This window comes from Enterococcus sp. BSD2780061688st2 D3, from assembly GCF_005844145.1.
GTDB classification, from domain to species: domain Bacteria; phylum Bacillota; class Bacilli; order Lactobacillales; family Enterococcaceae; genus Enterococcus_B; species Enterococcus_B durans.
In genome coordinates this window covers 17,536-41,312 of sequence record NZ_SPHN01000018.1, presented here as the reverse complement: position 1 = coordinate 41,312, position 23,777 = coordinate 17,536, and the positions used below count along the sequence as shown (strand labels likewise).

The window sequence follows — 23,777 nt, the reverse complement described above, 5'->3', positions numbered from 1 at the left end:
ATTGATCATTCCGTTTCCGTAAGTTCTTGTAATGTTTCTGTCAGCCACTGGTTTTGTTTTTCTGTCAATTCTTCATTTGTCATCTCTTTGAAGAATCCCTGCACTAATTTTTGCGGATCTTTGGTCACCGCTTTTTTCGAATTCCTTTTTACTTGAACTTCACGACCATTTGATCTTTCTACCCCTAGGATCCTCGGATAGATTTTTCGTAGTTGGTTCATCATATTCGGAATGATCGTTCGGTCTTCCAAATAAATCTGTACATAATTTTCTCGATTGATTTTCTGATAAAATGTTGGATCTAACAATTCTTTGAAGGTTGCAGTGATTTCTTCGATTTCAAATAGCGGCGTCAACTCGCGAAAAGTTAAAGATAATTCTTCCTCCAGATCAACGATCCACACGCCCTTTTGCTGATTGATTTCTGAAAGAGAAAATTTTAGTGGAGAACCGCTATAACGAGCGTTTTTTTGATGCAACGCTGACTTATTGTGCAAATGTCCTAATCCCACATAATCGAAGGGTTCAAGTAGTTCTCCAGGGACCGCATCTAGCCCGCCAACTTCGATCTTTGTTTCCGAATCCGATTTTGTACTTCCCATGACACAAAAATGACTAATCAGTATATGTTTTTTATTCGGATCAAATGCTTCTTGCATTCGGTCCACTACTTTTTCAATGGCTTGTTGAATCGTCTTGATCGTGTCATCTTCAAAATAGATTCTTGCCGCTATCTGTTCAAAATAAGGCAATAAAAAAAATTGACTGTTTTTAAATTCGATCGGTTGAAATGATTCTTCAAATCGTGTCTGTAAAAAATAATTGGAATGACTAAACCAAGGCGTTCCCGCAGATAAACGGATATTACTATCATGGTTTCCTGAGATCGCAAAAATCGGGAATTTTTCGTGCAAGTTCCACTCGACCATCAACTCATTGAAAACTTCGATAGCATCAACAGCAGGCACGCTTCGATCATACAAATCACCTGCAATAACGATCGCATCCACTTTTTCTTCTTTTGCAATTTCTAAAATTTGTGCCAGTACATATTTTTGATCTTCAATCAAATCATAGCCTTGTAATTTTTTCCCTATATGCCAATCGGCTGTATGTAAAAAACGCATCTCATCACCTCAAAAAATGTCCTTCTGACTATTATAACACTTCCATTAACTACATGACACCTGTGATATTTTGTGAAAGACGTAAAAAGAAATATGGGGAAAATCTAAAAAATCTGTTTTGCTACAGACTCTCGAATAAATGGTGAGAGCAGAAGCAACGCCTTCGGAAATAAGCCGAAATTCAAAAAAATTTGAAAAGCAATTTTCGTGAATTTCTTCTTATTTCTCGGAGTTAAACACTTCTGTCCCAGCCTCTCTCAAATAAACGGCGTCCAAAAGTCAGGTTTTTCGGAAATTTCAAAAAAAAACAAGCAATACAAAAAACGTATTGCTCGTTTTTCTCTCCAATTTCTCCAACCTAAACGACTTTTGCCTCGACGTTTTTGGATGAATCATTTCTACACTTGTTAGATCAATCTTTCTTTTGGATCTCATACTTGAAATCAGGATTGACTTCTTTATCTAAACGATCAAATGCTGCTTGTGTTCGACGTTCGATTTCCGCCATTCCTTCTTTATCTGTTTTTTTGATATCTGATAAATCGATCGGTTCGCCAAAGCGGACGGTCACACGTTTTCGTTTGAATAAATCGCCTAAAGTAAGCGGACCTTGATAGACTGCTGGAACGATTTTTGCTTTTGACATTCTAGAGATCAACGCCATACCGCCTTTAAGCTCCGTTGCATGCCTTGTTCCACTCGGAAACATGATCAACCCTAGATTCGTTGATTTCAGAATCTTGACTGGTGTTTTGATTACACTTGGACCTGGGTTATCTCTTTTTACTGGAAATGCGTTGGAATGATTCAAAATAAAACGTAATACTGGATTTTTGAATAGCTCTTCTTTTGCCATAAAGCTAAACTCTTTTGGCGCAGCCGCCACAGCAAGATACAAGGGATCCCACCACGTACGGTGCGGAGCAACTAGTATGTAATTCTCATCTTGTGGCAATACTTCTTTATTTTCATATCGAGCATTTCCGTTGACCAAAGCTAAAATCACGCGGACAATCCCTCTCATAAATCGATAAAACATAGTCTCTTCCTTTCTGTGCTTATGGTCATAGTATGCCTAAATTCATTTGACTTTACAAGCTACCTTTGTTCTTTTTTATAAAAATAGTATAATACAAACAATTAGTTTTTTCATTTTGGAGGGAATCTATGCTTCACGAATACGAACGAATCGACCAATTATATGCGGAGGATATCAAAATCATCCAAAGCTCAGAAGTTTTCTCTTTTTCTTTAGATGCTGTTTTACTCGCTAATTTTGCACGAGTACCAAAAAAAGGCCAAATCGTTGACCTCTGCGCTGGGAATGGAGCTGTGGGGCTGTTTTTAAGTAAGCGGACTAACGCCCACATCGATGCAATCGAACTCCAACCACGACTGGCAGATATGGCAAGGCGAAGTATCGCTTTAAATCAACTCGAAAAGCAAATGACGATCCATACAATTGATTTAAAAGACAGCCTTTCTGTTGTACGTCACAATTCATGTGATCTGGTTGTCTGCAATCCACCTTATTTCAAGGGATTACCCACGAATAAAAAAAATCCTAATGAACATCTGGCAATAGCTCGTCATGAAATCTATACCACCTTGGAAGAAGTCATTTCGATCTCTAGTAAGCTTTTAAAAACAAATGGCAGATTTGCGATGGTCCATCGACCAGATCGCTTTTTGGAAATCATAAAAGTAATGGAGAAACAGCGAATCGCTCCCAAAAAAATCCAGTTCGTCTACCCTAAAACTGGGAAAGAAGCAAACATTTTATTAGTTGAGGGAATCAAAGAAGGAAAATTAGATGGATTCAAAGTAGCTCCCCCTTTGACTACCTATGATTCAAGTGGTGAATACACTGCGGAAATACGTGCGATGCTTTATGGCCAATGAACACTACTTTTATGTTTTGTATTGCAAGGACCACACATTTTACGGGGGCTACACGACTGATTTGACTAGAAGACTAGGAGAACACAATCGTGGTGTTGGAGCTAAATACACACGATTGCAAAAACGTCGTCCTGTCAAAATGATCCATGCCGAAGTATTCGCTTCTCGCAGTGAAGCAACAAAAGCTGAGGCAGCTTTCAAAAAATTAACTCGTCTACAAAAAGAGCGCTACTTAACTTCTCACTCTTCTTGTCCCCTACCAGAAGAAAGCAAGTAAATCAGATGCTCTTTTCTGACTTTGTGAGAATCCTGATCCTATTGATTTCAAGACGCCAATTCAATGTACCTAATCAGGTGATTTGAGCTCGTATTCAAATAAAAAAAGAGCATGGACAAAAGTATTCCTACTTTTGTTCATGCTCTAAAAACGAACGGTAGAATCAGAAGCTACTCCTTCGAATAATAAGTTGACATCTACAAAAATCTGAAAAGCAATTTTCGTGAATCCCTTCTTAATTCTCGGAGTGAAATTCTTCTATTCCGGTTTCTTCTTACTATTGTTCATTTATATTGTTTCCACTGGTAGAAACATCTGTATTACTATTTCCATTGGTTGTATCTTTCGTTGTTTTCGTGTCTGTTTTGCTTTTACCTAGCATCGTTTCACTGACCAGATGGATATAGTGTTTCATTCCTTCTGGGTTTGGGTGGACCTGATCATCGTAGAACCAGTCACTATGGCCATTACTATAGTCATACCAATCAATCAAAGTGAGGTTGTCATACTTCTTCGCCATATCCGCTAGCATCGCATTTACATCATTTTGCCAACGTTTCGTAGGTACGCGAACGTTTACCCAGTAAACTTTGCGATCACCTAGAGCGCTCATGATGGTATCGAATTGAGCTTCCGTAAATGCTCCATTTGTACCAAGTCCGATCAATACAGTATCTTTTAACAGATTTTGTTTTTTAAGTTCTTCAATGTATGGTTCACTCGCATAAAGTTGGCGACCAACATCTCCATCCACAACGACATGCGGATATACCTCTTTCAAATCTGTTGCTGCATCTAGCATAACAGAGTCTCCGAAAGCAGTCAGTTGTAATTTTTGTGCTTTCTTCCCTTGCTCTACAGTTAGCTCGTACTTATCAAGAATTGCTTGATCCACTGTCCCGTCATTCTTTTCAGAATCTTTTTGGCTTTCTTCTGCCAATTTTTTACTCTCAGCAATTTTTGCTTGTAACTGTTTCTGGTCTGCTGTCACTGAGTCTTTTGGCGCAGTCACAAAACCAACTAAAGCAACGATAACTACCAAAGTTGCAGGGATAAGCCATGGTTTTTGTTTGCTGATGATCGGTGTTTTGAACCAACCTTTGACTACTTGAAGTGTTCTACTGTAATCAAATCGAGCTAATGGTCGTTCAATATAGCGATATGACAATTCACTGATGATCAAAATCAAAGATATCTCGATCACCGTGTGGATCAAGACATGGTCGGCAATATCTGACACTTTTGCTTCATAAAAAATCATCACTGGAAATTGATATAAATAGATTCCGTAGCTTCTTTTTCCGATCCATGTAAATACTGGATTTGTCAGCCAACGATCTAAGCTTGCACCGGGATGAGCCGTTACAGCAACTAAGATGACACAAAAGATGCTTACTAAGAACATCCCACCATAATAGACAAAACTATAATGATCATCTAAGAAGAAAAAGAAAAGGATCAATGCAAGTAACGAAATCAATCCAGCTAGATTCAAAATACGTTTTGCTTGCTTTGGAATATTTTTCTTTAAGCGCGTACTCGGCCAGACAAACGCAAGAGCGCTTCCCATCCAGATAGAGAATAGACGTGTATCGGTTCCATAATACACACGTGTAGGATCACCACCTGGAGTGTACAAGATCATCATCAAGATTGCTGATAAAACAGAGGTCCCTAAAACCGTATAGAAAATCCATTTTCTTTTACGAACAAAAACCATCAATAAAACAAAAATAACCGGCCAGATCAGATAGTTCTGTGCTTCTACTGCCAACGACCAAATGTGTGTAAACGGGGATTCGTTGGCGAATCGATCAAAATAAGATAGTCCATTGTTGATTTGCCACCAGTTATTGACATAGAGCAAACTACTTACAACGACCCCTCGCAGATTGTTCAATAACCCTCGTTGAAATAAGGTGATGTACGCCGATGCAGTAATCAATAGAAATGCTAAGCCGGGGTAGAGCCGTTTCATTCGCCGGACATAAAATTGCCAAATGTTGATTTTTCCATTTTGTTCCCATTCTTGTCGCAACAAATCAGTAATCAGGTAACCTGATACAACAAAAAATATTGGAACACCCAAGTAGCCGCCTTTCATACTGGTTGGTAATAAATGGTATAAAATGACCCCTACAACGGCTAAAGAGCGAATACCATCAAAGCCAGTAATATAGCGACTTTTTTTTAACCTTTTCTTTTTTTCCATTCAATATTCCAACTTTTCATAAACTTTTTTCATTCATAATATACGTGTGTTAAGTGAAAATAGCAAAATAAATTCCAGCCATTTTACTATTTTTCCTATCATCCCATAAACTTAAAAAAAAAGAACATATTTTTAATAATTTTAACAAAATTTCAAAAATAACGATAGCAATCAAGAAGAACTTCTTTCATAGAAAATGCCGTAAACAGCCTTACGACTGTCTACAGCGTTTTATTCGTTGTTCACTCTAAATACCATCTTCATAAAATCGTCCAAGGATCTGGACGTTTTCCGCGATACTAACGAACGCATGCGGATCAGAGGCTTTCATTGCTTCTCTTAATAGTGGTAATTCATATCGTGTCACAATAGTCATCAATACAGTTTGTTTGTCATGCTTATATGCACCTTCTGCTTCATTGATGATCGTGATTCCGCGACGCATGCATTTTTGGATTTCATTGACCACTTTTTCTGGATGTTTTGTTACGATCATCACTTGCATTTTCTTTTGTTTCGTGTAGACAACATCCGTGACTTTTCCACTGACAAAAATAGAAAGCGTACTATAGAACATGTACTGCCATCCAAAAAGAAGTCCTGCCACAAACACGATCATCGCATTGAAATAAATCGAAATGGAGCCAATAGATTTACCAGTTTTCTTACGAATTGTGATACTTACGATATCCAATCCGCCAGAAGATATCCCATTCCTTAAAACTAGGCCGATACCCAGTCCCATAACAGCTCCACCAAATAACGCACAAATGATTGGATCAGTTGAAAGAACTGTTTGCGGTAAAATATGGATAAAAAGCGAAGTCAAAGTTACAGTGATAAAGGTAAAAATAGTAAACTTCTTTCCGATTTTTAACCAAGCCAAGATGAATAACGGAACATTCAAGAGATAAAGAGTTGTTGATACTGGTACTTCAAAACCAATCAATGATTTCGATAAAGTCGTCAGTATTTGAGCTAATCCCGTAATACCACTTGAATAGATATGCCCAGGTTGATAAAAGAAGTTTAGTGCTACAGATGCAATCAATGCATACACGATAGATGCCGAAAGTTTGGTCGTATAATCATGGTACGTCCAATTTTCGAAAGTTTTTTTCATGAAAAAGCCTCACTTTATATGTTATGGCTTAATTATAAAGGGTTTTAGAATTAAATCAAGAAAACATCGACACAAAAAAGCGGCTAGAACCAAAGGAATATACTCTCGAAAAAAATAAGCAAGAATTGACGAAAATCACTGTTCAAATCTTTGAAAATCTCGACTTCTCTCAAGCAAATTTCTTCTTATCGCTTATGTTTCTCCATATCGTTTACTCAAAAAAGAGAGTGGACAAACAATCTTGTCTCACCCTCTAAAAGAAGTTTTGAAAAAGCAGCTCAATTCCAATAATAAGCAAGAAAGAATTTTGTTCAACGACTTTTCATTGTTGAAAAACTTCTAACTTATTTCTAAGAGTTTGCTTTCCCGCGACACACATGCTTCTCATTTTAATTACATTTATTCTACACTTGTTACGTCAATATTCAAATCGAACAATTGTGCATCGGAAACGGTACTTGGTGCGTCACTCATTACATCTGCAGCTTTTCCGTTTTTAGGGAATGCGATTACTTCACGAATATTTTCTTCACCAGCAAGCAGCATGACGAAACGATCTAGTCCTAGAGCGATACCGCCGTGTGGAGGGAATCCGTAATCTAAAGCTGTCAATAGGAAGCCAAACTGTTCTTCCATTTGTTCTTGAGAAAATCCTAATGTTTTTAATACTTTTTCTTGTAATTCGCGTGTGTGGATACGGATAGAACCACCGCCTAATTCGTAGCCATTCAAAACGATATCATACGCTTCTGCATATACTTTTCCTGGATCAGTACTTAATAATTCTACGTCTTCTGCTTTAGGCATTGTAAATGGATGGTGCGCAGAGACATACCGTCCTTCTTCTTCTGAATATTCAAATTGAGGCCATTCTGTGATCCATAAGAAATTGAATTTTGATTCATCGATCAAGCCTAATTCTTTCCCTAAACGAGAACGGATCGCACCTAGAGTTGCTGCAACGATCTCTTTCTTATCCGCACCAAACAATAGGATATCGCCGACTTCAGCGTTTGTTGCTGCAACGATTGCTTCCGTTGCATCACCCATGAATTTAGCGATTGGTCCTTTCAATCCATCTTCTTCCACTTTTAGCCATGCCAAGCCTTTTGCACCGAATTGACTAGCATACTGACCAAGATTATCTAAATCTTTACGGGAATACTTACTTGCAGCATTCTTCGCATTCAGAACTTTCACCACGCCACCTTTTTCAAGTGCCATTTGGAATACTTTAAAATCAACATCTTTCACGATATTGCTCAAATCGATCAATTCCATGTCAAAACGTGTATCTGGTTTATCACTCCCATAACGGTCCATTGCTTCATCATACGTCATACGAGGAAATGGTAAAGTAACATCGATGCCACGAACATCTTTCATTACTTTGGCAATCAATCCTTCCGTATACGTTTGGATTTCTTCAGTTGTTAAGAAAGTTGTTTCGATATCGACTTGGGTAAACTCAGGTTGGCGGTCACCACGTAAGTCTTCATCACGGAAACAACGAACAATTTGGTAATACCGGTCAAAACCAGCATTCATCAGTAATTGTTTAAATAATTGCGGAGATTGTGGCAACGCATAGAAATGACCTGCATGGACACGAGAAGGAACTAGATAGTCACGCGCTCCTTCTGGTGTTGATTTACCTAGATATGGTGTTTCGATATCTAAAAAGTCGTTATCATCTAAATAGTGACGGATTGCTTTCGTTGTTTCATTGCGCATTTTGATATTTTTTGTCATTTTTGGACGACGCAAATCCAAATAACGGTATTTCATACGGATTTCGTCACCGACTGTTTGATCATCTTCGATTAAAAATGGTGGTGTTTTTGCTTTATTCAAAATAACGATCTCGCTAGCAAATACTTCAAATTCACCTGTTACCATTTTTGGATTGATTGCTAGTTCTTCACGTTTTTTCACAACACCAGTGATCTCAATGACATATTCACTACGACATTTGTCAGCGATTTCCCATGCTTCTTTGTTTACTTCCGGGTTAAAGACGATTTGGACGATTCCTTCACGGTCACGTAGATCAATAAAAATCACGCCTCCAAGATCCCGGCGTTTTTGGACCCATCCTTTTAATGTGACAGTTTGATCTAATTCTTTTTCAGATACCAAACCACAATATGTTGTTCTTTGTGTCATTTTTTCATTTCCTCCTACTCGAATAAAGTCATTTCATCATAGACTTCATCAAAATGTTCATAAACTTCTGTTAATGGGAAGCTTTTTTCTTTTCTATTTGCCATGGCTTTGACAGTCACTGTCTGATTTTCCAATTCATCTGCTCCAATGACTAAAACCAATTTTGCATTTGCTTTATCTGCCGTTTTGAATTGGGCTTTTGCTTTACGATTCATGAAGTCACGATCCGCAGAAAAGCCGAAATTCCGAATTACTTGTACGAGCTTCAATGCTTCGATGTTTGTTTCTTCACCTAACGCTACAACATAGGCATCTAATTCATTAAATGCAGGGATCACTACTTCTTCTGCTTCCATTGTCAACAGCAAGCGCTCGATACCCATCGCAAACCCAAATCCAGGTGTTTCTGGACCACCTAACTCTTCGACAAGATTGTCATAACGACCTCCTGCGCAAATCGTTGCTTGAGCGCCCATTTTTGGTGCATCACTCATGATTTCAAAAATCGTATGTGTGTAATAATCTAAACCACGTACCATATTATGATCGATTTCATAAGGAATATCCAATGCGTCTAGCATTGTCACCACTGTATCGAAGTGTTTTTGGGCTGACTCGCTTAGAAAGTCCAAAATAGAAGGTGCTTCTGCTACAAATCGTTGATCGCGTTTGTCCTTGCTATCTAGTACACGCAAAGGATTTTCGTGTAGTCTTCGTTTTGAATCTTCACTTAATTGCTCTTCAAAGGGAACAAGATAGTCGATCAAGGCTTGACGATACGCTTGACGTGTTTCTTTGTCTCCTAAAGAATTAATGACTAAACGGATTTGGTTGATTCCTAATTGTTTGAAGAAATCAAGTGCCATCACCATGCTTTCAACATCAGTCGCTGGGTTTTCAGAACCAAACGCTTCTACGCCGATTTGATGGAATTGACGCAGTCTCCCTTTTTGCGGACGTTCATAACGAAACATTGGTCCCATGTAAAAAGTTTTATACGGTTTTGTGTACTCTGGTCCAAATAACTTGTGTTCGACAAAAGACCGCACGATTGGAGCTGTTCCTTCTGGTCGAAGGGTCACATGTCTTTCACCTTTATCATAGAAATCATACATTTCTTTTGACACAATATCCGTCGTATCACCGACACTTCGAGAAATCACTTCATAATGTTCAAAGATAGGCGTGCGGATTTCATTATATTGATAATCTCTAAATAACAAGCGGGCAGTTTCTTCTACAAATTGCCATTTTTCTGACTCACCAGGTAAAATATCATTTGTTCCTTTTGGTCTTTGGAAACTCATTTTTTTCTCTCCTTTTATTTTCTATGTAAAAAAAAATCCGCCCTCGTTCATCTTGAACAAGGGCGAATGACTAATTCATACACGGTACCACCTAATTTTGAAAGATTGCTCTTTCCTCTTACGATTAACGCTCGTACACGGAACGGCTTTTTACACGTTCATCTCCAGAGTGTCTTTCAGAATCGCCCCTTTAGATCATTCTCAGCCCAGATGATCCTCTCTTGTAAAGTCTCAGAAACCTACTCGCTCTTTCATCGATATTTTCAATATTAACTATAACCTACTAAAAACAAGTCTTAAAGTCAAGTAAAATCGAAAGAATAGGTCAGAAACACCAAAGAAATTTATGCCGAACAACTATATTCCATGACACTTTTTCATTTTCCTTTCAGAGAGACCTTTTAGTTCAGCTTTTTCCAATTTTGTTTTAGACTAGACGAAAAGGAGGCCTGTACAATGGCAGAAATAAGAATCGGACACTCACAAGTTTACGCAGAACAACTTGGATTAGGGGCAAACGCTGTAGGTGGTCACAATCTCTTTACTGGCTTAGAAGATGAAACTGGAAAACAAGTTGTTCGCACTGCTTTAAATAATGGGATCAACTTGATCGATACAGCATTTGCTTATGGTAATGGTCGTTCAGAAGAGTTGATTGGTGAAGTCTTACGAGAAGAAGAATATGATCGCTCGCGTATTGTGATTGCAACGAAAGCAGCACATGTACCAAATAAGAAAGGTGTTTTTGATAACTCCCCAGAATTTTTGACGCAGTCGGTCGAAGATGCGCTACGCCGTTTGCAAACAGATTACATCGATATTTTTTATATCCATTTTCCAGATGAGCACACACCTAAAAATGAAGCAATTGCAGCATTACACCAACTAAAAGAAGCTGGTAAGATTCGTGCGATCGGTGTTTCTAACTTCTCACTAGAACAGTTGAAAGAAGCCAATTTAGATGGCTATGTAGATGTTGTGGAAGATAAGTTCAGTTTGATCTATCGAGAAGCGGAAAAAGAATTATTTCCTTATCTTAAAGAAAACGACATCAGCTTCGTACCTTACTTCCCACTTGCTTCTGGATTGTTGACTGGCAAGTATCATCTAAATAGTCCCCAAGAATTTGGTGCTCATGACCCAAGAAAAAATAGACCTGATTTTCAGGGCGAACGTTTTGAAAAGATCATTCAAGCTGTGGATCAACTTCATCGGTTGGCTGAAAAATATCAAGCAACAATCGCACAACTTGTGTTAGCTTGGTATATGAAGAACCCACGGATCTCTGTTGTCATACCAGGCGCAAAAAGACCGGAACAAGTTGCGGATAATGCTCGAGCGTTGGATCTCCATTTAGCGAATGAAGATTACCAAACAATCGACCAACTATTTCAACAGTTTGAATAATCAAACCTAATCCACTAAAAAACAGCTGATGGCTACTAGTTAAGAATAAATGGAACCTTCTCTATTTATCTTGCTAAAGTAGCTATTCAGCTATTTTTATTGTTTTTTAACAATGTCTGCAGAAACGATTGGCTCAGAAGTATTCCGTGATTTCCTCCAAGTTCTACTCTAGTTCTAGTATCAAAAAAGCAAAGTGACTAAGATAAGCTGCCCTGTTCGATGTAAAAAAAAAGTCGATACTCTTGAAAATCACTGACTGATTTTTCAAGTTTACCGACTTATCGAATATAGAAGAGGTTGGGACAGAAATGTTTAACTCCGAGAAATAAGAAGAAATTCACGAAAATTGCTTTTCAAATTTTTGTGAATTTCGGCTTATTTAAGAAGGAGTTGCTTCTGCTCCCACCGTTTCGTTTTTAAAGAATGAGACAAAAGTGTTTCTTACTTTTGTCCCACTCTCTCTTTTGCACTATTTGTTTTGCGAATCAATAATGATCGTCACTGGTCCGTCATTTACCAGTGAAACAGCCATATCTGCACCAAATTTTCCTGTTGCTACAGGAATGCCTCTTTGCTTGATTCCTTCATTGAACGCTTCGTAGAGCGGAATTGCCGTTTCTGGTCGTGCTGCTGCAATAAAACTTGGACGGTTTCCCTTCTTCGTATCTGCAAAGAGCGTAAATTGTGAGATACTCAGTAGCTCTCCTTGAATATCTTCGATACTTCGATTCATTTTTCCTTGTTCATCTTCAAAGATACGCAGTTGTGCAACTTTTTTTACTAAATAGTCGACATCCGCTTGCGTATCTCCCTCATGGACACCTAATAAAACGACTAATCCACGTTCGATTTTACCAACTTCCTGTTGCTCAATGGAAACAGAAGCTTTACTTGCACGTTGGATCACTGCTTTCATACTTGTACCTCCTAGCCATTTGTTCGACGTACGCTGTAGACATCTGGCACGGCTTTGATTTTATCCACGATACTCTTCAAGTGGGAAAGATTTTGGATGCCTACAGTTAAATGAATGGTCGCCATCTTATCTTTATTTGTTCTAGCTTCTACGCTATTCAAATTTTTAGTCATGGTGTTCACTGTCTGCAAGACATCATTTAACATACCTGAACGATTATAGCCATAGATTTCCAGATCCGCATCATATTCTTTTTTAGTATTTGAAGTATCTTCCCATTCCACTTCAATCAAGCGTTCCGCTACATTTGGCTTGTCTGCTTGGACATTTGGACAATCTCTTCGATGGATAGAAATCCCTCTACCTTTTGTGATATACCCAACGATATCATCACCAGGAATTGGATTACAGCAACGACTGATACGTATCAGCAGATTCTCGACACCTTGGATGACCACGCCACCCTCATGACGAACTTTCATTTTTTCCGGCTCTTTTTTGGGCTGGTTCATGATTTCTTCTGCTTCTTGTTTTTGTTGTTCTATTTTTTGTTCTTTTCGTTCTTTTTCTGTCAAACGATTCGCCATAGTCAACGGACTAACTTCACCATATCCAATAGCTGCATACATATCGTCTTCCGTTTGATAATTCAAACGTTCCAGCGCATCTTGCAATTTAGCTTTAGACAAGATCTCTTTAGGAGTGAAGCCCAAGTCAGCGATACATTTTATTACTGCTTCATGACCTTTAGTAATATTTTCTTCTCGGTCTTGCGCTTTGAAGAAACGCTTGATTTTATTTCTAGCTTTACTCGTAGCAACTAGTTTCAACCAATCTCGACTTGGTCCAAATGAATTAGGCGAGGTCAAAATCTCTATAATATCTCCATTTTTGAGCTTGTAATCCAATTGCACCATTTTTCCATTGATTTTGGCACCTGTCGTTTTATTCCCGACATCCGTATGGATACTATACGCAAAGTCTAACGGACCTGATCCCTTAGGAAGTTCCGTTACATCCCCCTTAGGAGTAAACACGTATACTTTATCACTAAAGATATCTCCTTTGACGCCTTCCATAAACTCAGAGGCATCATAGCTTTCATCTTGAAGTTCAATGATTTCATGGAACCAGCTTAATTGTTTTGTCATGCCGTCTGGCTCTACTTTTTCATTCTTTCCTTCTTTGTATGCCCAGTGAGCAGCTACCCCGAATTCTGCGATTTCATGCATTTCTTGGGTACGAATTTGGATTTCCACCGGATTTCCGGCTGGTCCAATAACAGTCGTATGCAATGATTGATACATATTCGCTTTAGGCATCGCAATGTAGTCTTTGAAGCGGCCAGGCATTGGTTTCCATTTTGTGTGGATTGCCCCTAAAACAGCATAACAATCCTTGATTGAATCTACGATGACACGAATAGCTAATAGATCATAGATTTCATTGAATTGTTTCTTTTGATCTTTCATTTTCCGATAGATAGAATAAATGTGTTTTGGTCGCCCATAGATTTCTGCGAAGATTCCTAGTTCTTCTGTAGCTAAACGGATGTCTTCTACTGTTCCATTCACATATTTTTCTCGTTCTTCACGCTTTGTTTGCATCAAGTGCACGATCCGATAATATTGTTTAGGATTCAAATACCGCAATGCTGTATCTTCTAATTCCCATTTGATACGACTGATCCCTAAACGATGAGCTAACGGTGCATAAATTTCCAACGTTTCCTGAGCAATACGTCGTTGCTTGTCTTCCCGAAGATGTTTCAACGTACGCATATTATGTAGTCGATCGGCTAATTTCACCATAATTACACGTAGATCTTGTGCCATAGCTAACAGCATCTTGCGGTGGTTTTCTGCTAATTGTTCTTCATGTGACTTGTATTTGATCTTACCTAGCTTCGTTACGCCATCAACAAGCATCGCAACGTCTGGGCCAAATTCCTCTTTCAAATCATCTAGTGTAACCTCTGTATCCTCTACCACGTCATGTAAGAAACCCGTAGCGACCGTGTGGGGGTCCATTTTTAAATCGGCTAAGATCCCTGCAACTTGGATCGGGTGGATGATATAAGGCTCTCCTGATTTTCTAAATTGTCCATCATGAGCAGCAGTAGCGTAATCACATGCTTTTTGGACAAATGCAACATGTTCTGGTCCCATGTATTGACTAACCAGTTTGATTACACCAGGGCCTGTTAAAATTTCTTCTTTTGGCATAGGAAATCCCCCTTTCAAAGGTTATAAAACAGTTCTTATGGACTGTTTCTTTCATTCTCAAACAAAAATAGTGCCTGTTTACAATAAATAATTGCTTTTATTATACAGATTGTTGGGGTTATTTTCAATTTTTCCTGATCTTATCATATATTTTTTCACATTTTTTTCACTTGTTTAATTCCCAATGATAACTTGCTGCACTTAATAAATAAAGTGGTGCTGTTTCTGTGCGCAAAATCCGTGGTCCTAAACCACAAATAATAGCACCTGCATCAACAAATTGGTTGATTTCTTCTGCCATCAATCCGCCCTCTGGACCAAAAATCGCCAAAATTCGACTGCCAGCGGTCACAGAGTTGAATACTTTCGCCAGATTCGCCAGTTCGCCTTGTTTTGCAGATTCTTCATATGCGACCAAAATCACATCATAGTCAGAAAGCTGCGTGAACAATTCTTTCTCTGTATCTAATAACTCTACTCGTGGTGCAATTTGGCGGTGCGATTGTTCTGCCGCCTCTTGAGCTATCTTGATTAAACGTTCTTGTCGTTTTTTTCTTTTTTTCGCATCCCATTTCACTACCGAAGTCTTTGCTGGAAAACCAATAAATGCATGCGCTCCTAACTCCGTACCTTTTTGAACGATCCACTCTAATTTGTCACCTTTAGGATAGCCGCTAGCAATCGTGATCATACTTGGCAATTCTTTTTCCATTTCTTCTTTTTCGATTTCAGTCAAGTAAACTTTTTCCTCAGTGATTTCTGTGATTTCCGCAATGATCACTTGTTGGTCACTGAAAGCCAAGTAGACTCGGTCTTTCGGTTTCATGCGCATCACATGTACGATATGGTGAAAAGCTTCTGCCGAAAGTTCAAATTTTTCAGATGGTTGATAGGCTTCTTCTAAAAAATATCGTTGCATTTATTCCACCTCAGGCTTTTTTAAAATAATGGCATACCAATCTTTTTGCTGGAAGATCTGTTCGACAACAAATCCTTGTTTTTCCATTGCATCAATCACCATTTGCTTTTTATCTTCAATAATACCTGAAACGATAAGTGAGCCTGTTTGTTTCAACAAACGCCAAGCATCAGGGATCATCAGCAAAATAATATCTGCCAAGATATTAGCCACGATGACATCACTTTCGATCTCGATTCCTTTTAATAAATCATTCGCCGCTACGTGGACATCTTTTGCCACTTCATTCATATCCATATTTTCTTTTGCTGAGCGTACAGCTACTTCATCTAAATCATAAGCATAGACATCTTTTGCACCTAAATATTTTGAGGCAATACTTAACACCCCAGAACCTGTTCCCACATCCAAGACAGTTTCCCCACCTCGCAATACAGTCTCTAACGCTTGCAAAGTTAAAGAAGTGGTCGGATGTGTACCTGTACCAAATGCCATACCTGGATCTAGTGTGATGATTTTTTCTAATGGATCATTTGTTTGATAGTTTTCCCAACTAGGAACAATTGTCAACATTCTGGTAATGCGTACGGGATGGTAATATTTTTTCCAAGCAGTCGCCCAATTACTTTCTTCCACCTCGCTAGCTGTCACGCTATTTTTACCTATCGCTAACCCATATTCTGGTAATTTTGTTACACGTTCCTTAATAAAGGGCACAATTTCTGGTAAAAAAATCGTCTCAGGAAAATAAGCCATCACAATGGCTCCTTCCTTTAAATAAGTAAAATCTTCTTTATTTAAGATTTCTCCATATTGATCTGACTGAAAATTTTCAATGTCCAGTGCATCCTCAATTGCTACACCGCTAGCTCCTGCTTCCATTAGTATGTTCGCAACTGCTTCTACTGCTTCACTCGCTGTTTCTACTTTTACTTCATTCCACTTCATGAAATTCACTCCTTAGTAACTTGGATACGGTAAATATGCATCTGCCTGATTTTGTTGTTTTTCTTCGACTAGTTCAGCTAATTTTTGGTTATCGAATGTCAATTCAAAAACAGCAGTTTCATCATCTGTATCTAGAAAATCCAATAAATCGCTTTGTCCTTCAGCTAATACTTCATTTAAGTACTCGATCAAGGCATCAACCACAGATTTTTTCAAGCCCTTTTTCCCTTCATAAGGAATAACTGCCAAATAGTCTGCTTCATCAAAATTAGATTTTTGTGGATTGAATAATAAGATACCATCTTCAAATTCAATGACATCTTCTTCTGATACGACACCTTCTGCATCATCAATCTCAAAGTGTGCTTTATTCTCAGCAAATAGACGCACAATAATCTCAATCGTATGATTTTTCGTATCCCAATCAAGTGCTACATCATAATCAGTAATCGTTTTTTCAATCGCCTGATCTAAATAATCAAGTAAGTTTTCTTTTTTCATTTTACTTCCTCCAACCCCAGTCTTCATCGATCTGGTTCTTTTTTTGTAACGAAACGTACGGATTCCCGGAAACAACAAATCGTAATGGCATTGCTGTCCATTCTCCCTTGTTAGGTATTCCAATCCTAGGCAACGCACTAATTTTTTTCGGTTCTCTTTTTTTCTCATAAACCAAATGTAATGGACTATCTATAATTGATTTTCCATAAAGTTCTTGCGGTATTCCTAATGCGGCAACTAATTTTCCCGGTCCATTACTGATGTCCGGACCTATTTTTCCACCTCTATTGGCACTCATCTGTTCGATTCCTGTCACAGGCTCGATTGCTCGGATCATGACCCCTTGAGGAATTCCTTCAGGTTGCGTAATAATATTTAAAATGCGGTGCGTATGCATCGTGTAAAGATAAATCGTTCCTGGCTTTTCATACATTGCCGCTACTCGTGGTGTCCTTCGCATACCAAAACTGTGTGCAGCCTCATCATCTGGTCCAAGATAAGCTTCCGTATCTACGATATATCCGCCAACAATTCCTTTAGGTGTAGAATATTCTAAATACATACCTAGTAAATCTCTTGCCACTTCAGGTGTTGACTTACTCCCTAAAAGTTCATCTAAATTCCGATTATCCATCATTCTATTCACCTCCCTTATCATACACAAATTTAATCGGATAAGCTATGAAAACAGAGGCGTAGGAGCGTGGGACAAAACTAAAAATCAGTTTTGTCACAGACTCTAACTCCGAATAAACGGTGGGAGCAGAAGTAACTCCTTCGGAAATAAGCCGAAATTCACAAAAATTTGAAAAGCAATTTTCGTTCATTTCTTCTTATTTCTCGGAGTTAAACACTTCTGTCCCAACCTCTTTCTTCTACTGAGAATATCTGGGAAAACAAGATAAGGAGATGCATAAAAATATGCGCTCTCCTTATTCGTTGATCTATGCTGATCTACCTTTATTCAAAGAAACCTCTACTATTTACCTATCACTAATCTTCTAGTATACACGGCTTGTCCTGAATGCATCACTGCATCATCAATGATAGAAATGATTCGATCTCCTCTTGTTACTGGAGGTGTCCAATTCGTATCGATCACTTCGCTAAAGCTTGCTTCATCTACATTCTCTAAATAATCGTTCGCCAAGTGGATACTGTCATTTAAGTAATCAATAAGCAATTGTTTTTCTTTTACGACCACTTTTTTCGCTTCTTCAGGTGTATGGCGCCAGTCCTGAGTATCATCAGATAAATCCAATGAAAATTTTTTATTCCACCCAGTACTTATCCAGAGTGGTTTGCTTCCGTTCAAGTCTGAAATTTGATAATCAATTTCTCGAGCCGTATGCCAGATCAGCCATGTAACTGATTTGATCAATGGTTGAGGCATCGTGTTTGCTTCGGTTAAATCCATTTGATCCAATGTTTCTTCAAAACGTTCACGCGCTCTTTCCAATAGTTTGGTTTCAAATCGTGTATTCCCCATTGTTTCCCTCCTGATACATTTTTTATTTGTTTATTCTATTTTACACCAAAGAAAATAAAAGAGAACGGATTCTGTTTTTCTATGTAATCACTCACACCTTCCAACAATTATGAGCGTGGGACAAAACTAAAAATCAGTTTTGCCACAGACTCTAACTTCGAATAAACGGCGGCCAAAAGTCAGGTTTTTTCGGAAATTTCGAAAACCTAAACGACTTTTGTCTCGACCTCATCCTTTCTTTAGCATCTGAACTTACCTAATTCACAGTATCTTTTCCACTATGCTATAATTAACGTACGAAAATCAAAAGGAGGAGTTTTTTATGCAACAACCCTTAGCCTATCGCATGCGGCCTCGAACGATTGACGAAGTTGTTGGGCAAACGCATTTAGTCGGTGAAGGCAAAATCATTCGCCGAATGGTTGATGCAAAAATGTTGTCTTCCATGATTTTGTATGGCCCGCCTGGAACCGGAAAAACTAGTATTGCTAGTGCGATTGCTGGTTCAACGAAATTTGCTTTTCGAATGCTGAATGCGGCCACAGATTCAAAAAAAGATTTGCAGATCGTTGCAGAGGAAGCAAAAATGAGCGGTACAGTCATCCTTTTACTTGATGAAGTCCACCGTCTGGATAAAACAAAACAAGATTTTTTACTTCCTCATTTAGAAAATGGGCGGATCATAATGATCGGTGCCACAACCGAAAACCCATATATCACTATCAATCCCGCTATCCGTAGTCGAACCCAGATTTTTGAAGTCAAACCTCTAGATGAACAAGATATTAAAAAAGCAATCCATACAGCTCTGCATGATAAAGATCGTGGGCTTGGTCAGCTTAGCATAGAGTTGGACGATCAAGCATTGCTTCATTTATCACGCGCCACGAACGGAGATCTTCGAAGTGCGTTGAACGGATTAGAGCTTGCTGCACGTTCAACTAAACCGGATCAATCAGGGATGATCCACCTAACTCTTCCTGTCATTGAAGAATGTGTGCAGAAAAAAGCATTGACCCATGACAAGAACGGTGATGCCCATTATGATGTGATTTCTGCATTCCAAAAATCTATACGCGGAAGTGATGTAGATGCCGCCCTTCACTATCTTGCCCGCTTAGTCGAAGCAGGAGATCTAGCAAGTATTTGTCGGCGTCTGATGGTCATTGGTTATGAAGATATCGGTTTGGGGAATCCTGCAGCAGCTGCTCGAACGGTCAATGCTGTTTTAGCTGCGGAACGTCTGGGACTTCCGGAAGCGCGCATTCCATTAGCAGATGTTGTTGTCGATCTATGTTTGTCACCTAAATCCAATTCTGCTTATACTGCGTTGGATGAAGCAATCTCTGATATCCGCGCCGGAAATGCTGGCGAAGTCCCTGACCATTTACGTGATAGTCATTATCAAGGCGCTAAAGTATTGAATCGAGGAGTGGGCTATCAATATCCACATAACTTTGAAAATGCTTGGGCGAATCAACAATATCTACCTGATAAACTGAAACATGCGCAATATTATCATCCAAAAGATACTGGAAAGTATGAACAGGCACTAGGACAACAATATTACCGTATCAAAGACTGGAAAAAAGAACTTCCTAAACATGACTAAGTGTGTATTCTATTTTCCTGAGCGCTCTCATTGCTCTTTTTATTTTCCTGTGCTACTATAGGAGTGGGAAATCTGTGATGTTCGAATTGTCCTCTTTGTGTGTTGACCGAACATTTTTATTGATATCTTGGGACCTGTCTTGTGTCACAGCTGGTAACACGCCTTATCATTTGGTAGTTCGATGCTACGACCATGGGACCCACCTGCTTGAATTCGCGGGATCAATACTACAGGACGAACACCGGCATTAACGGAGATTACCATTTTTTTAAGATTTAGGGGGCTATGCCATTTTGGTACAGCTCCCTTTTTCATCTTTGAAAACTATCTAACCTATGAGCGATAGTTAGAATTTTGGAGGAATTCATATGATCCAACTGTTAATGGGCATTGCCGCATTACTATTATTATTTGTCAGCTATTATTTATTAAAAAAACAGCCTATCTTTTTTGTATTAATCGAAAAAACAGAAAAAAATCAAGGTTTCTTGCAATTTTTTGGCGCCATTTATGCCTTTTTAGGAATCTTAGGTATAGCCGTGGCTTTTTTCAATCAACGGTTTATTGCTCTATCCTATTTGATCCTCGTCATTCTCGTAGCTTCCGTGTTCAGTATCAATTTTGCGAAAAAAATGGCTAAACCAAACAGTAAATAATTCTCTTTTTTTCAGAATTGTTTTACAATAGGTGTGTAAAGATGTTTTATCTGAAGGAGTGAACGCATATGTTACAACAATACAAAAAAATCATGGTCGCCGTAGATGGCTCTGAGGAAGCAGAATTAGCTTTTCAAAAGGCTGTTAACGTCGCTATAAGAAACAACGGGGAGCTATTATTAGCACACGTCATCGATACTCGTTCTTTCCAAACAGTCTCTTCATTTGATGGGATGTTGGCTGAGCAAGCAACTGAAATGGCTAAACAAACTCTTGCTGATTATGAAACCAATGCTAAAAAAGCTGGGTTGAGTAAGGTGACTACAGTCATCGAGTACGGGTCTCCTAAACAAATTATTGCAAAAGAAATTCCTGAGGATAACCAAGTAGACCTTATCATGTTAGGTGCGACAGGATTAAATGCTGTTGAACGACTATTTATAGGTTCTGTTTCAGAATTCGTTATTCGCAACGCTGCTTGCGATGTCCTTGTTGTACGTACTGATTTAGAGAACCAATTACCCAAGAAAAAGGATAAATAAGCACAAAACTGTTTGGTGAGAGAATTATTCTCCCATCAAACAGTTTTTTTTTTGCATTTTACCTTCACTCATTGATGAGCATTCGCTTTTAAAATCAAGCTTATTTTCGCAAGCGTTCAACATCACGAGCAATCATTAGTTCTTCATCTGTTGGAATCACTAATACTTTTACTTTTGAGTCTTTTGTTGAAATATCCAAATCTTCACCATGGAGTTTATTCAATTCAGGATCGATTTCACAGCCAAACCATGTCATTCCTTTAATGATTTCACTACGAACATGTCCATCATTTTCACCGATTCCGGCAGTGAAAATAATTGCATCTACACCATTCATGGTTGTAACATAACCACCAATGTATTTACGTATACGGTCGACGAAAATGTCATAGGCCAAGCGAATATGTTCTTTTTCATAGTTTTTCTCAAGATCACGCATATCACTTGATAAACCTGTTAAACCTAAAAGACCTGATTTTTTATTCAAGATATCCATCACTCCATCGATATCGATCTCTAATTTCTCCATCAAATACGGTATGACAGCTGGATCAATATCACCAGAACGTGTACCCATCGTTACTCCTGCGAGTGGTGTAAATCCCATAGAAGTATCTACTGATTTCCCACCATCAACGGCTGTGATCGATACACCATTTCCGAGGTGACAAGTAATCAACTTCAATTCTTCAATCGGTTTGTCGAGTAATTTAGCTGCTCGTTCAGAAACATATCGATGGCTCGTTCCATGGAAACCATATTTTCTAACTTTGTAATCTTCGTAATAAGAAATAGGTAAACTATATAAATAATTGTGTTTTGGCATTGTTGCATGAAATGATGTATCAAAAACAGCTACGCTAAGAATGTCTGGTAATATTTTTTTGAACGCTTTGATCCCCATTAGATTTGCTGGATTATGCAAAGGTGCAAATTCTGCTAATACTTCGATTCGTTTCATGACATCTTCATCAACGATCACAGAATCTCCATAAGTTTCACCACCATGTACGACACGATGTCCTACACCAGTGATTTCATCATACGAGCTTAGAATATGCAGTTCAATCAAATGATCTAATAGCATTTTTACTGCTATTTCATGGTCTTCAATATCCATGATTTGTTCGAATTTTTGATCTTCGCCATACTTAATAGTAAAAATAGAATCTTGTAAACCAATTCTTTCCACAATTCCTTTAGCGACTACGGTCTCTTCTGGCATTTGATATAACTGCCATTTCAAACTTGAACTTCCAGCATTGATTGCAATTGTTTTAGACATATTACTCTCCTTCTAGTTGAATGATTACAGAGAAGACGATTTCCATGTTTCAAATTCTTTAAAAAATTCGGTCACCTTCTCTGGTTTCTTTAGTGAATCAAGTTTTACAAGCAACACTTCTTGTGCTTGTTTTGCATTTGGCCCTTTTCTTTGTAAAATCAAAATACTTTTTTGTGATTGCTTGTTGCGGAACAATTCGTCTGGTAATTGAATCATCCCTTGTAGATAACCTTCCTCTTTAAACCATTTCTTCACATTTTCACTTTGTTCTGTTTCTAAAAAGTTACTTGGCATCAAAAATAGACCAAATCCATCTGGTTTGACATATTTCATCGCTTGTTCTAATAACAGATGATGTGCATAGCTGTGGCCTACCTTGGCGCTTGTTAAAAATTCTTTTACTTTTTGATCATTCGGATAATAACCGATCGGTAAATCACTGATTGCAACGTCAACTGGATCAACCAGTAAATCTTGTAATCCATCTTGGTGGAAATATTGTACATTTGCTTGGGTCAAATCGCTCGTTGAAGCAGCAACTGCTAGCAATGTATCATCGATCTCTACACCAAACCCTTCCGTTTGATATCCTGCGTTCGTTAGATTTAAAAGAACTGTTAATAACAAGTTACCCATTCCTGCCGCAATGTCTAAAACTCTGACTGGCTCTGTCTTTTTTGTGAACAGTTGTTCAATTAAGAAGACGAATAAAAAACCAATACTATCTGGAGTCAACTGGTGATTTGCTTGCAGATGTTCAGTCTGTGCCCCCTTTAGTAACAGTAGTTGAGACAGACGACGCCATTCTTCTGGCTCAAAAGATAATTGACTGAATTCTTCATAGATCGCTGAAATCTGTTTTGTGATCTCTTCAGTCGGCACCCCATCCACCACACGTACTTGATAGTTGTCGATTAAGTTCTCAGCATTTTCGACATAGGCTTCTAAAAAGGAAGTTCCCAATGCATTTTGTAAAAGCTGAATCGCTTTTAGGTTTTGTTCAAAACCCTGTTCCATTTTTTCTGGTAACATGGTGCACCTCATTTCTAGATATATTATAACAATTATTTTACCTGTTTAATTTTAACGAAGAATCGACAAAATTTCAATCGTTTTCACACTTTTTTATTTGTGAAATAATAAACACATATATCAGAAAAACA

The 23,777-nt window shown here is 38.4% G+C and carries 21 protein-coding genes, 1 other RNA gene and 1 other annotated feature; of the genes, 7 read left to right on the top strand and 15 right to left on the bottom strand.

Annotated elements, in window-relative coordinates; genetic code table 11:
- Positions 1 to 5: 5 nt before the first annotated feature.
- Positions 6 to 1,127 carry an exonuclease SbcCD subunit D gene (locus tag FGQ66_RS12660; protein ID WP_138302547.1) on the bottom strand — a complete coding sequence of 374 codons (1,122 nt, stop codon included), beginning with the start codon at positions 1,125 to 1,127 and terminating at the stop codon, positions 6 to 8.
- A gap of 412 nt (positions 1,128 to 1,539) precedes the next feature.
- Positions 1,540 to 2,166, bottom strand: coding sequence for a lysophospholipid acyltransferase family protein (locus FGQ66_RS12655; protein ID WP_138302546.1), 627 nt, complete (start codon positions 2,164 to 2,166; stop codon positions 1,540 to 1,542).
- A gap of 128 nt (positions 2,167 to 2,294) precedes the next feature.
- Here FGQ66_RS12655 and FGQ66_RS12650 point away from each other — a divergent pair, with 128 nt between their 5' ends.
- Positions 2,295 to 3,029: a tRNA1(Val) (adenine(37)-N6)-methyltransferase gene (locus FGQ66_RS12650; protein ID WP_138302545.1), complete on the top strand. Its 735-nt coding sequence runs from the start codon at positions 2,295 to 2,297 to the stop codon at positions 3,027 to 3,029.
- Positions 3,019 to 3,306 carry a GIY-YIG nuclease family protein gene (locus FGQ66_RS12645; protein ID WP_081134901.1) on the top strand — a complete coding sequence of 96 codons (288 nt, stop codon included), beginning with the start codon at positions 3,019 to 3,021 and terminating at the stop codon, positions 3,304 to 3,306. Before FGQ66_RS12650 ends, FGQ66_RS12645 begins: the two co-directional genes overlap by 11 nt.
- Before the next feature lie 277 nt (positions 3,307 to 3,583).
- On the opposite strand, the gene FGQ66_RS12640 is transcribed toward FGQ66_RS12645, so the two are convergent.
- From FGQ66_RS12640 to hisS, 4 genes are all read right to left on the bottom strand, one after another.
- Positions 3,584 to 5,518 carry an acyltransferase family protein gene (locus FGQ66_RS12640; protein ID WP_138302544.1) on the bottom strand — a complete coding sequence of 645 codons (1,935 nt, stop codon included), beginning with the start codon at positions 5,516 to 5,518 and terminating at the stop codon, positions 3,584 to 3,586.
- 247 nt (positions 5,519 to 5,765) lie between these two features.
- Positions 5,766 to 6,641 (bottom strand): YitT family protein, encoded by an 876-nt coding sequence (locus FGQ66_RS12635; protein ID WP_005877306.1) that lies wholly within the window; start codon positions 6,639 to 6,641, stop codon positions 5,766 to 5,768.
- A 399-nt stretch (positions 6,642 to 7,040) separates the two neighbouring features.
- Entirely contained in the window at positions 7,041 to 8,807 is a 1,767-nt protein-coding gene (gene aspS / locus FGQ66_RS12630; protein ID WP_138302543.1) for an aspartate--tRNA ligase, read from the bottom strand.
- A gap of 14 nt (positions 8,808 to 8,821) precedes the next feature.
- A complete protein-coding gene (hisS, locus tag FGQ66_RS12625; protein WP_005877310.1) occupies positions 8,822 to 10,114 on the bottom strand; it encodes a histidine--tRNA ligase in 1,293 nt (430 codons plus the stop codon).
- A gap of 55 nt (positions 10,115 to 10,169) precedes the next feature.
- Positions 10,170 to 10,378 (bottom strand) — a binding site (T-box leader).
- A gap of 192 nt (positions 10,379 to 10,570) precedes the next feature.
- Here hisS and FGQ66_RS12615 point away from each other — a divergent pair.
- Positions 10,571 to 11,521, top strand: coding sequence for an aldo/keto reductase (locus FGQ66_RS12615; RefSeq protein WP_138302542.1), 951 nt, complete (start codon positions 10,571 to 10,573; stop codon positions 11,519 to 11,521).
- Positions 11,522 to 11,990: 469 nt separating this feature from the next.
- Here the strand turns inward: FGQ66_RS12615 and dtd are convergent, their stop codons facing one another.
- The 7 genes from dtd to FGQ66_RS12580 form a co-directional block, all read right to left on the bottom strand.
- On the bottom strand, positions 11,991 to 12,437 hold the full coding sequence (gene dtd / locus FGQ66_RS12610) for a D-aminoacyl-tRNA deacylase (protein WP_005877314.1): 447 nt from the start codon (positions 12,435 to 12,437) through the stop codon (positions 11,991 to 11,993).
- Between the two features lie 11 nt (positions 12,438 to 12,448).
- On the bottom strand, positions 12,449 to 14,662 hold the full coding sequence (locus FGQ66_RS12605; RefSeq protein WP_005877316.1) for a RelA/SpoT family protein: 2,214 nt from the start codon (positions 14,660 to 14,662) through the stop codon (positions 12,449 to 12,451).
- Positions 14,663 to 14,828: 166 nt separating this feature from the next.
- Entirely contained in the window at positions 14,829 to 15,581 is a 753-nt protein-coding gene (locus FGQ66_RS12600) for a 16S rRNA (uracil(1498)-N(3))-methyltransferase (RefSeq protein WP_138302541.1), read from the bottom strand.
- Positions 15,582 to 16,529, bottom strand: coding sequence for a 50S ribosomal protein L11 methyltransferase (prmA, locus tag FGQ66_RS12595; RefSeq protein WP_138302540.1), 948 nt, complete (start codon positions 16,527 to 16,529; stop codon positions 15,582 to 15,584). It lies immediately after the preceding gene.
- Positions 16,530 to 16,541: 12 nt separating this feature from the next.
- Positions 16,542 to 17,030, bottom strand: a complete 489-nt coding sequence (locus FGQ66_RS12590) for a DUF3013 family protein (RefSeq protein ID WP_138302539.1) — start codon at positions 17,028 to 17,030, stop codon at positions 16,542 to 16,544.
- A gap of 1 nt (position 17,031) precedes the next feature.
- Positions 17,032 to 17,667, bottom strand: a complete 636-nt coding sequence (locus tag FGQ66_RS12585) for a DNA-3-methyladenine glycosylase (RefSeq protein WP_081134891.1) — start codon at positions 17,665 to 17,667, stop codon at positions 17,032 to 17,034.
- A 342-nt stretch (positions 17,668 to 18,009) separates the two neighbouring features.
- The gene (locus FGQ66_RS12580; protein ID WP_081134889.1) at positions 18,010 to 18,519 is read right to left on the bottom strand and encodes a DinB family protein; all 510 of its coding nucleotides are present in this window, start codon (positions 18,517 to 18,519) and stop codon (positions 18,010 to 18,012) included.
- A 322-nt stretch (positions 18,520 to 18,841) separates the two neighbouring features.
- Here FGQ66_RS12580 and FGQ66_RS12575 point away from each other — a divergent pair, with 322 nt between their 5' ends.
- The 4 genes from FGQ66_RS12575 (at position 18,842) to FGQ66_RS12560 (ending at position 21,329) form a co-directional block, all read left to right on the top strand.
- The gene (locus FGQ66_RS12575) at positions 18,842 to 20,131 is read left to right on the top strand and encodes a replication-associated recombination protein A (RefSeq protein ID WP_138302538.1); all 1,290 of its coding nucleotides are present in this window, start codon (positions 18,842 to 18,844) and stop codon (positions 20,129 to 20,131) included.
- A gap of 66 nt (positions 20,132 to 20,197) precedes the next feature.
- Positions 20,198 to 20,392, top strand: a non-coding RNA gene (gene ssrS, locus FGQ66_RS12570) — 6S RNA.
- A gap of 107 nt (positions 20,393 to 20,499) precedes the next feature.
- The gene (locus tag FGQ66_RS12565) at positions 20,500 to 20,787 is read left to right on the top strand and encodes a hypothetical protein (RefSeq protein WP_005877328.1); all 288 of its coding nucleotides are present in this window, start codon (positions 20,500 to 20,502) and stop codon (positions 20,785 to 20,787) included.
- 68 nt (positions 20,788 to 20,855) lie between these two features.
- Positions 20,856 to 21,329: a universal stress protein gene (locus FGQ66_RS12560; RefSeq protein WP_005877330.1), complete on the top strand. Its 474-nt coding sequence runs from the start codon at positions 20,856 to 20,858 to the stop codon at positions 21,327 to 21,329.
- 100 nt (positions 21,330 to 21,429) lie between these two features.
- Here FGQ66_RS12560 and FGQ66_RS12555 read toward each other — a convergent pair whose 3' ends face one another.
- On the bottom strand, positions 21,430 to 22,614 hold the full coding sequence (locus FGQ66_RS12555) for an acetate/propionate family kinase (RefSeq protein ID WP_005877332.1): 1,185 nt from the start codon (positions 22,612 to 22,614) through the stop codon (positions 21,430 to 21,432).
- A 24-nt stretch (positions 22,615 to 22,638) separates the two neighbouring features.
- A complete protein-coding gene (locus FGQ66_RS12550; protein ID WP_138302537.1) occupies positions 22,639 to 23,646 on the bottom strand; it encodes a class I SAM-dependent methyltransferase in 1,008 nt (335 codons plus the stop codon).
- Positions 23,647 to 23,777 lie beyond the last annotated feature (131 nt).

What these genes read in the sequence shown, in the direction of transcription:
- FGQ66_RS12660 (WP_138302547.1), bottom strand. Translation starts at nt 1,127, where the DNA reads ATGCGTTTTTTACATACAGCCGATTGGCATATAGGGAAAAAATTACAA.
- FGQ66_RS12655 (WP_138302546.1), bottom strand. Translation starts at nt 2,166, where the DNA reads ATGTTTTATCGATTTATGAGAGGGATTGTCCGCGTGATTTTAGCTTTG.
- FGQ66_RS12650 (WP_138302545.1), top strand. Translation starts at nt 2,295, where the DNA reads ATGCTTCACGAATACGAACGAATCGACCAATTATATGCGGAGGATATC.
- FGQ66_RS12645 (WP_081134901.1), top strand. Translation starts at nt 3,019, where the DNA reads ATGGCCAATGAACACTACTTTTATGTTTTGTATTGCAAGGACCACACA.
- FGQ66_RS12640 (WP_138302544.1), bottom strand. Translation starts at nt 5,518, where the DNA reads ATGGAAAAAAAGAAAAGGTTAAAAAAAAGTCGCTATATTACTGGCTTT.
- FGQ66_RS12635 (WP_005877306.1), bottom strand. Translation starts at nt 6,641, where the DNA reads ATGAAAAAAACTTTCGAAAATTGGACGTACCATGATTATACGACCAAA.
- aspS (WP_138302543.1), bottom strand. Translation starts at nt 8,807, where the DNA reads ATGACACAAAGAACAACATATTGTGGTTTGGTATCTGAAAAAGAATTA.
- hisS (WP_005877310.1), bottom strand. Translation starts at nt 10,114, where the DNA reads ATGAGTTTCCAAAGACCAAAAGGAACAAATGATATTTTACCTGGTGAG.
- FGQ66_RS12615 (WP_138302542.1), top strand. Translation starts at nt 10,571, where the DNA reads ATGGCAGAAATAAGAATCGGACACTCACAAGTTTACGCAGAACAACTT.
- dtd (WP_005877314.1), bottom strand. Translation starts at nt 12,437, where the DNA reads ATGAAAGCAGTGATCCAACGTGCAAGTAAAGCTTCTGTTTCCATTGAG.
- FGQ66_RS12605 (WP_005877316.1), bottom strand. Translation starts at nt 14,662, where the DNA reads ATGCCAAAAGAAGAAATTTTAACAGGCCCTGGTGTAATCAAACTGGTT.
- FGQ66_RS12600 (WP_138302541.1), bottom strand. Translation starts at nt 15,581, where the DNA reads ATGCAACGATATTTTTTAGAAGAAGCCTATCAACCATCTGAAAAATTT.
- prmA (WP_138302540.1), bottom strand. Translation starts at nt 16,529, where the DNA reads ATGAAGTGGAATGAAGTAAAAGTAGAAACAGCGAGTGAAGCAGTAGAA.
- FGQ66_RS12590 (WP_138302539.1), bottom strand. Translation starts at nt 17,030, where the DNA reads ATGAAAAAAGAAAACTTACTTGATTATTTAGATCAGGCGATTGAAAAA.
- FGQ66_RS12585 (WP_081134891.1), bottom strand. Translation starts at nt 17,667, where the DNA reads ATGATGGATAATCGGAATTTAGATGAACTTTTAGGGAGTAAGTCAACA.
- FGQ66_RS12580 (WP_081134889.1), bottom strand. Translation starts at nt 18,519, where the DNA reads ATGGGGAATACACGATTTGAAACCAAACTATTGGAAAGAGCGCGTGAA.
- FGQ66_RS12575 (WP_138302538.1), top strand. Translation starts at nt 18,842, where the DNA reads ATGCAACAACCCTTAGCCTATCGCATGCGGCCTCGAACGATTGACGAA.
- FGQ66_RS12565 (WP_005877328.1), top strand. Translation starts at nt 20,500, where the DNA reads ATGATCCAACTGTTAATGGGCATTGCCGCATTACTATTATTATTTGTC.
- FGQ66_RS12560 (WP_005877330.1), top strand. Translation starts at nt 20,856, where the DNA reads ATGTTACAACAATACAAAAAAATCATGGTCGCCGTAGATGGCTCTGAG.
- FGQ66_RS12555 (WP_005877332.1), bottom strand. Translation starts at nt 22,614, where the DNA reads ATGTCTAAAACAATTGCAATCAATGCTGGAAGTTCAAGTTTGAAATGG.
- FGQ66_RS12550 (WP_138302537.1), bottom strand. Translation starts at nt 23,646, where the DNA reads ATGTTACCAGAAAAAATGGAACAGGGTTTTGAACAAAACCTAAAAGCG.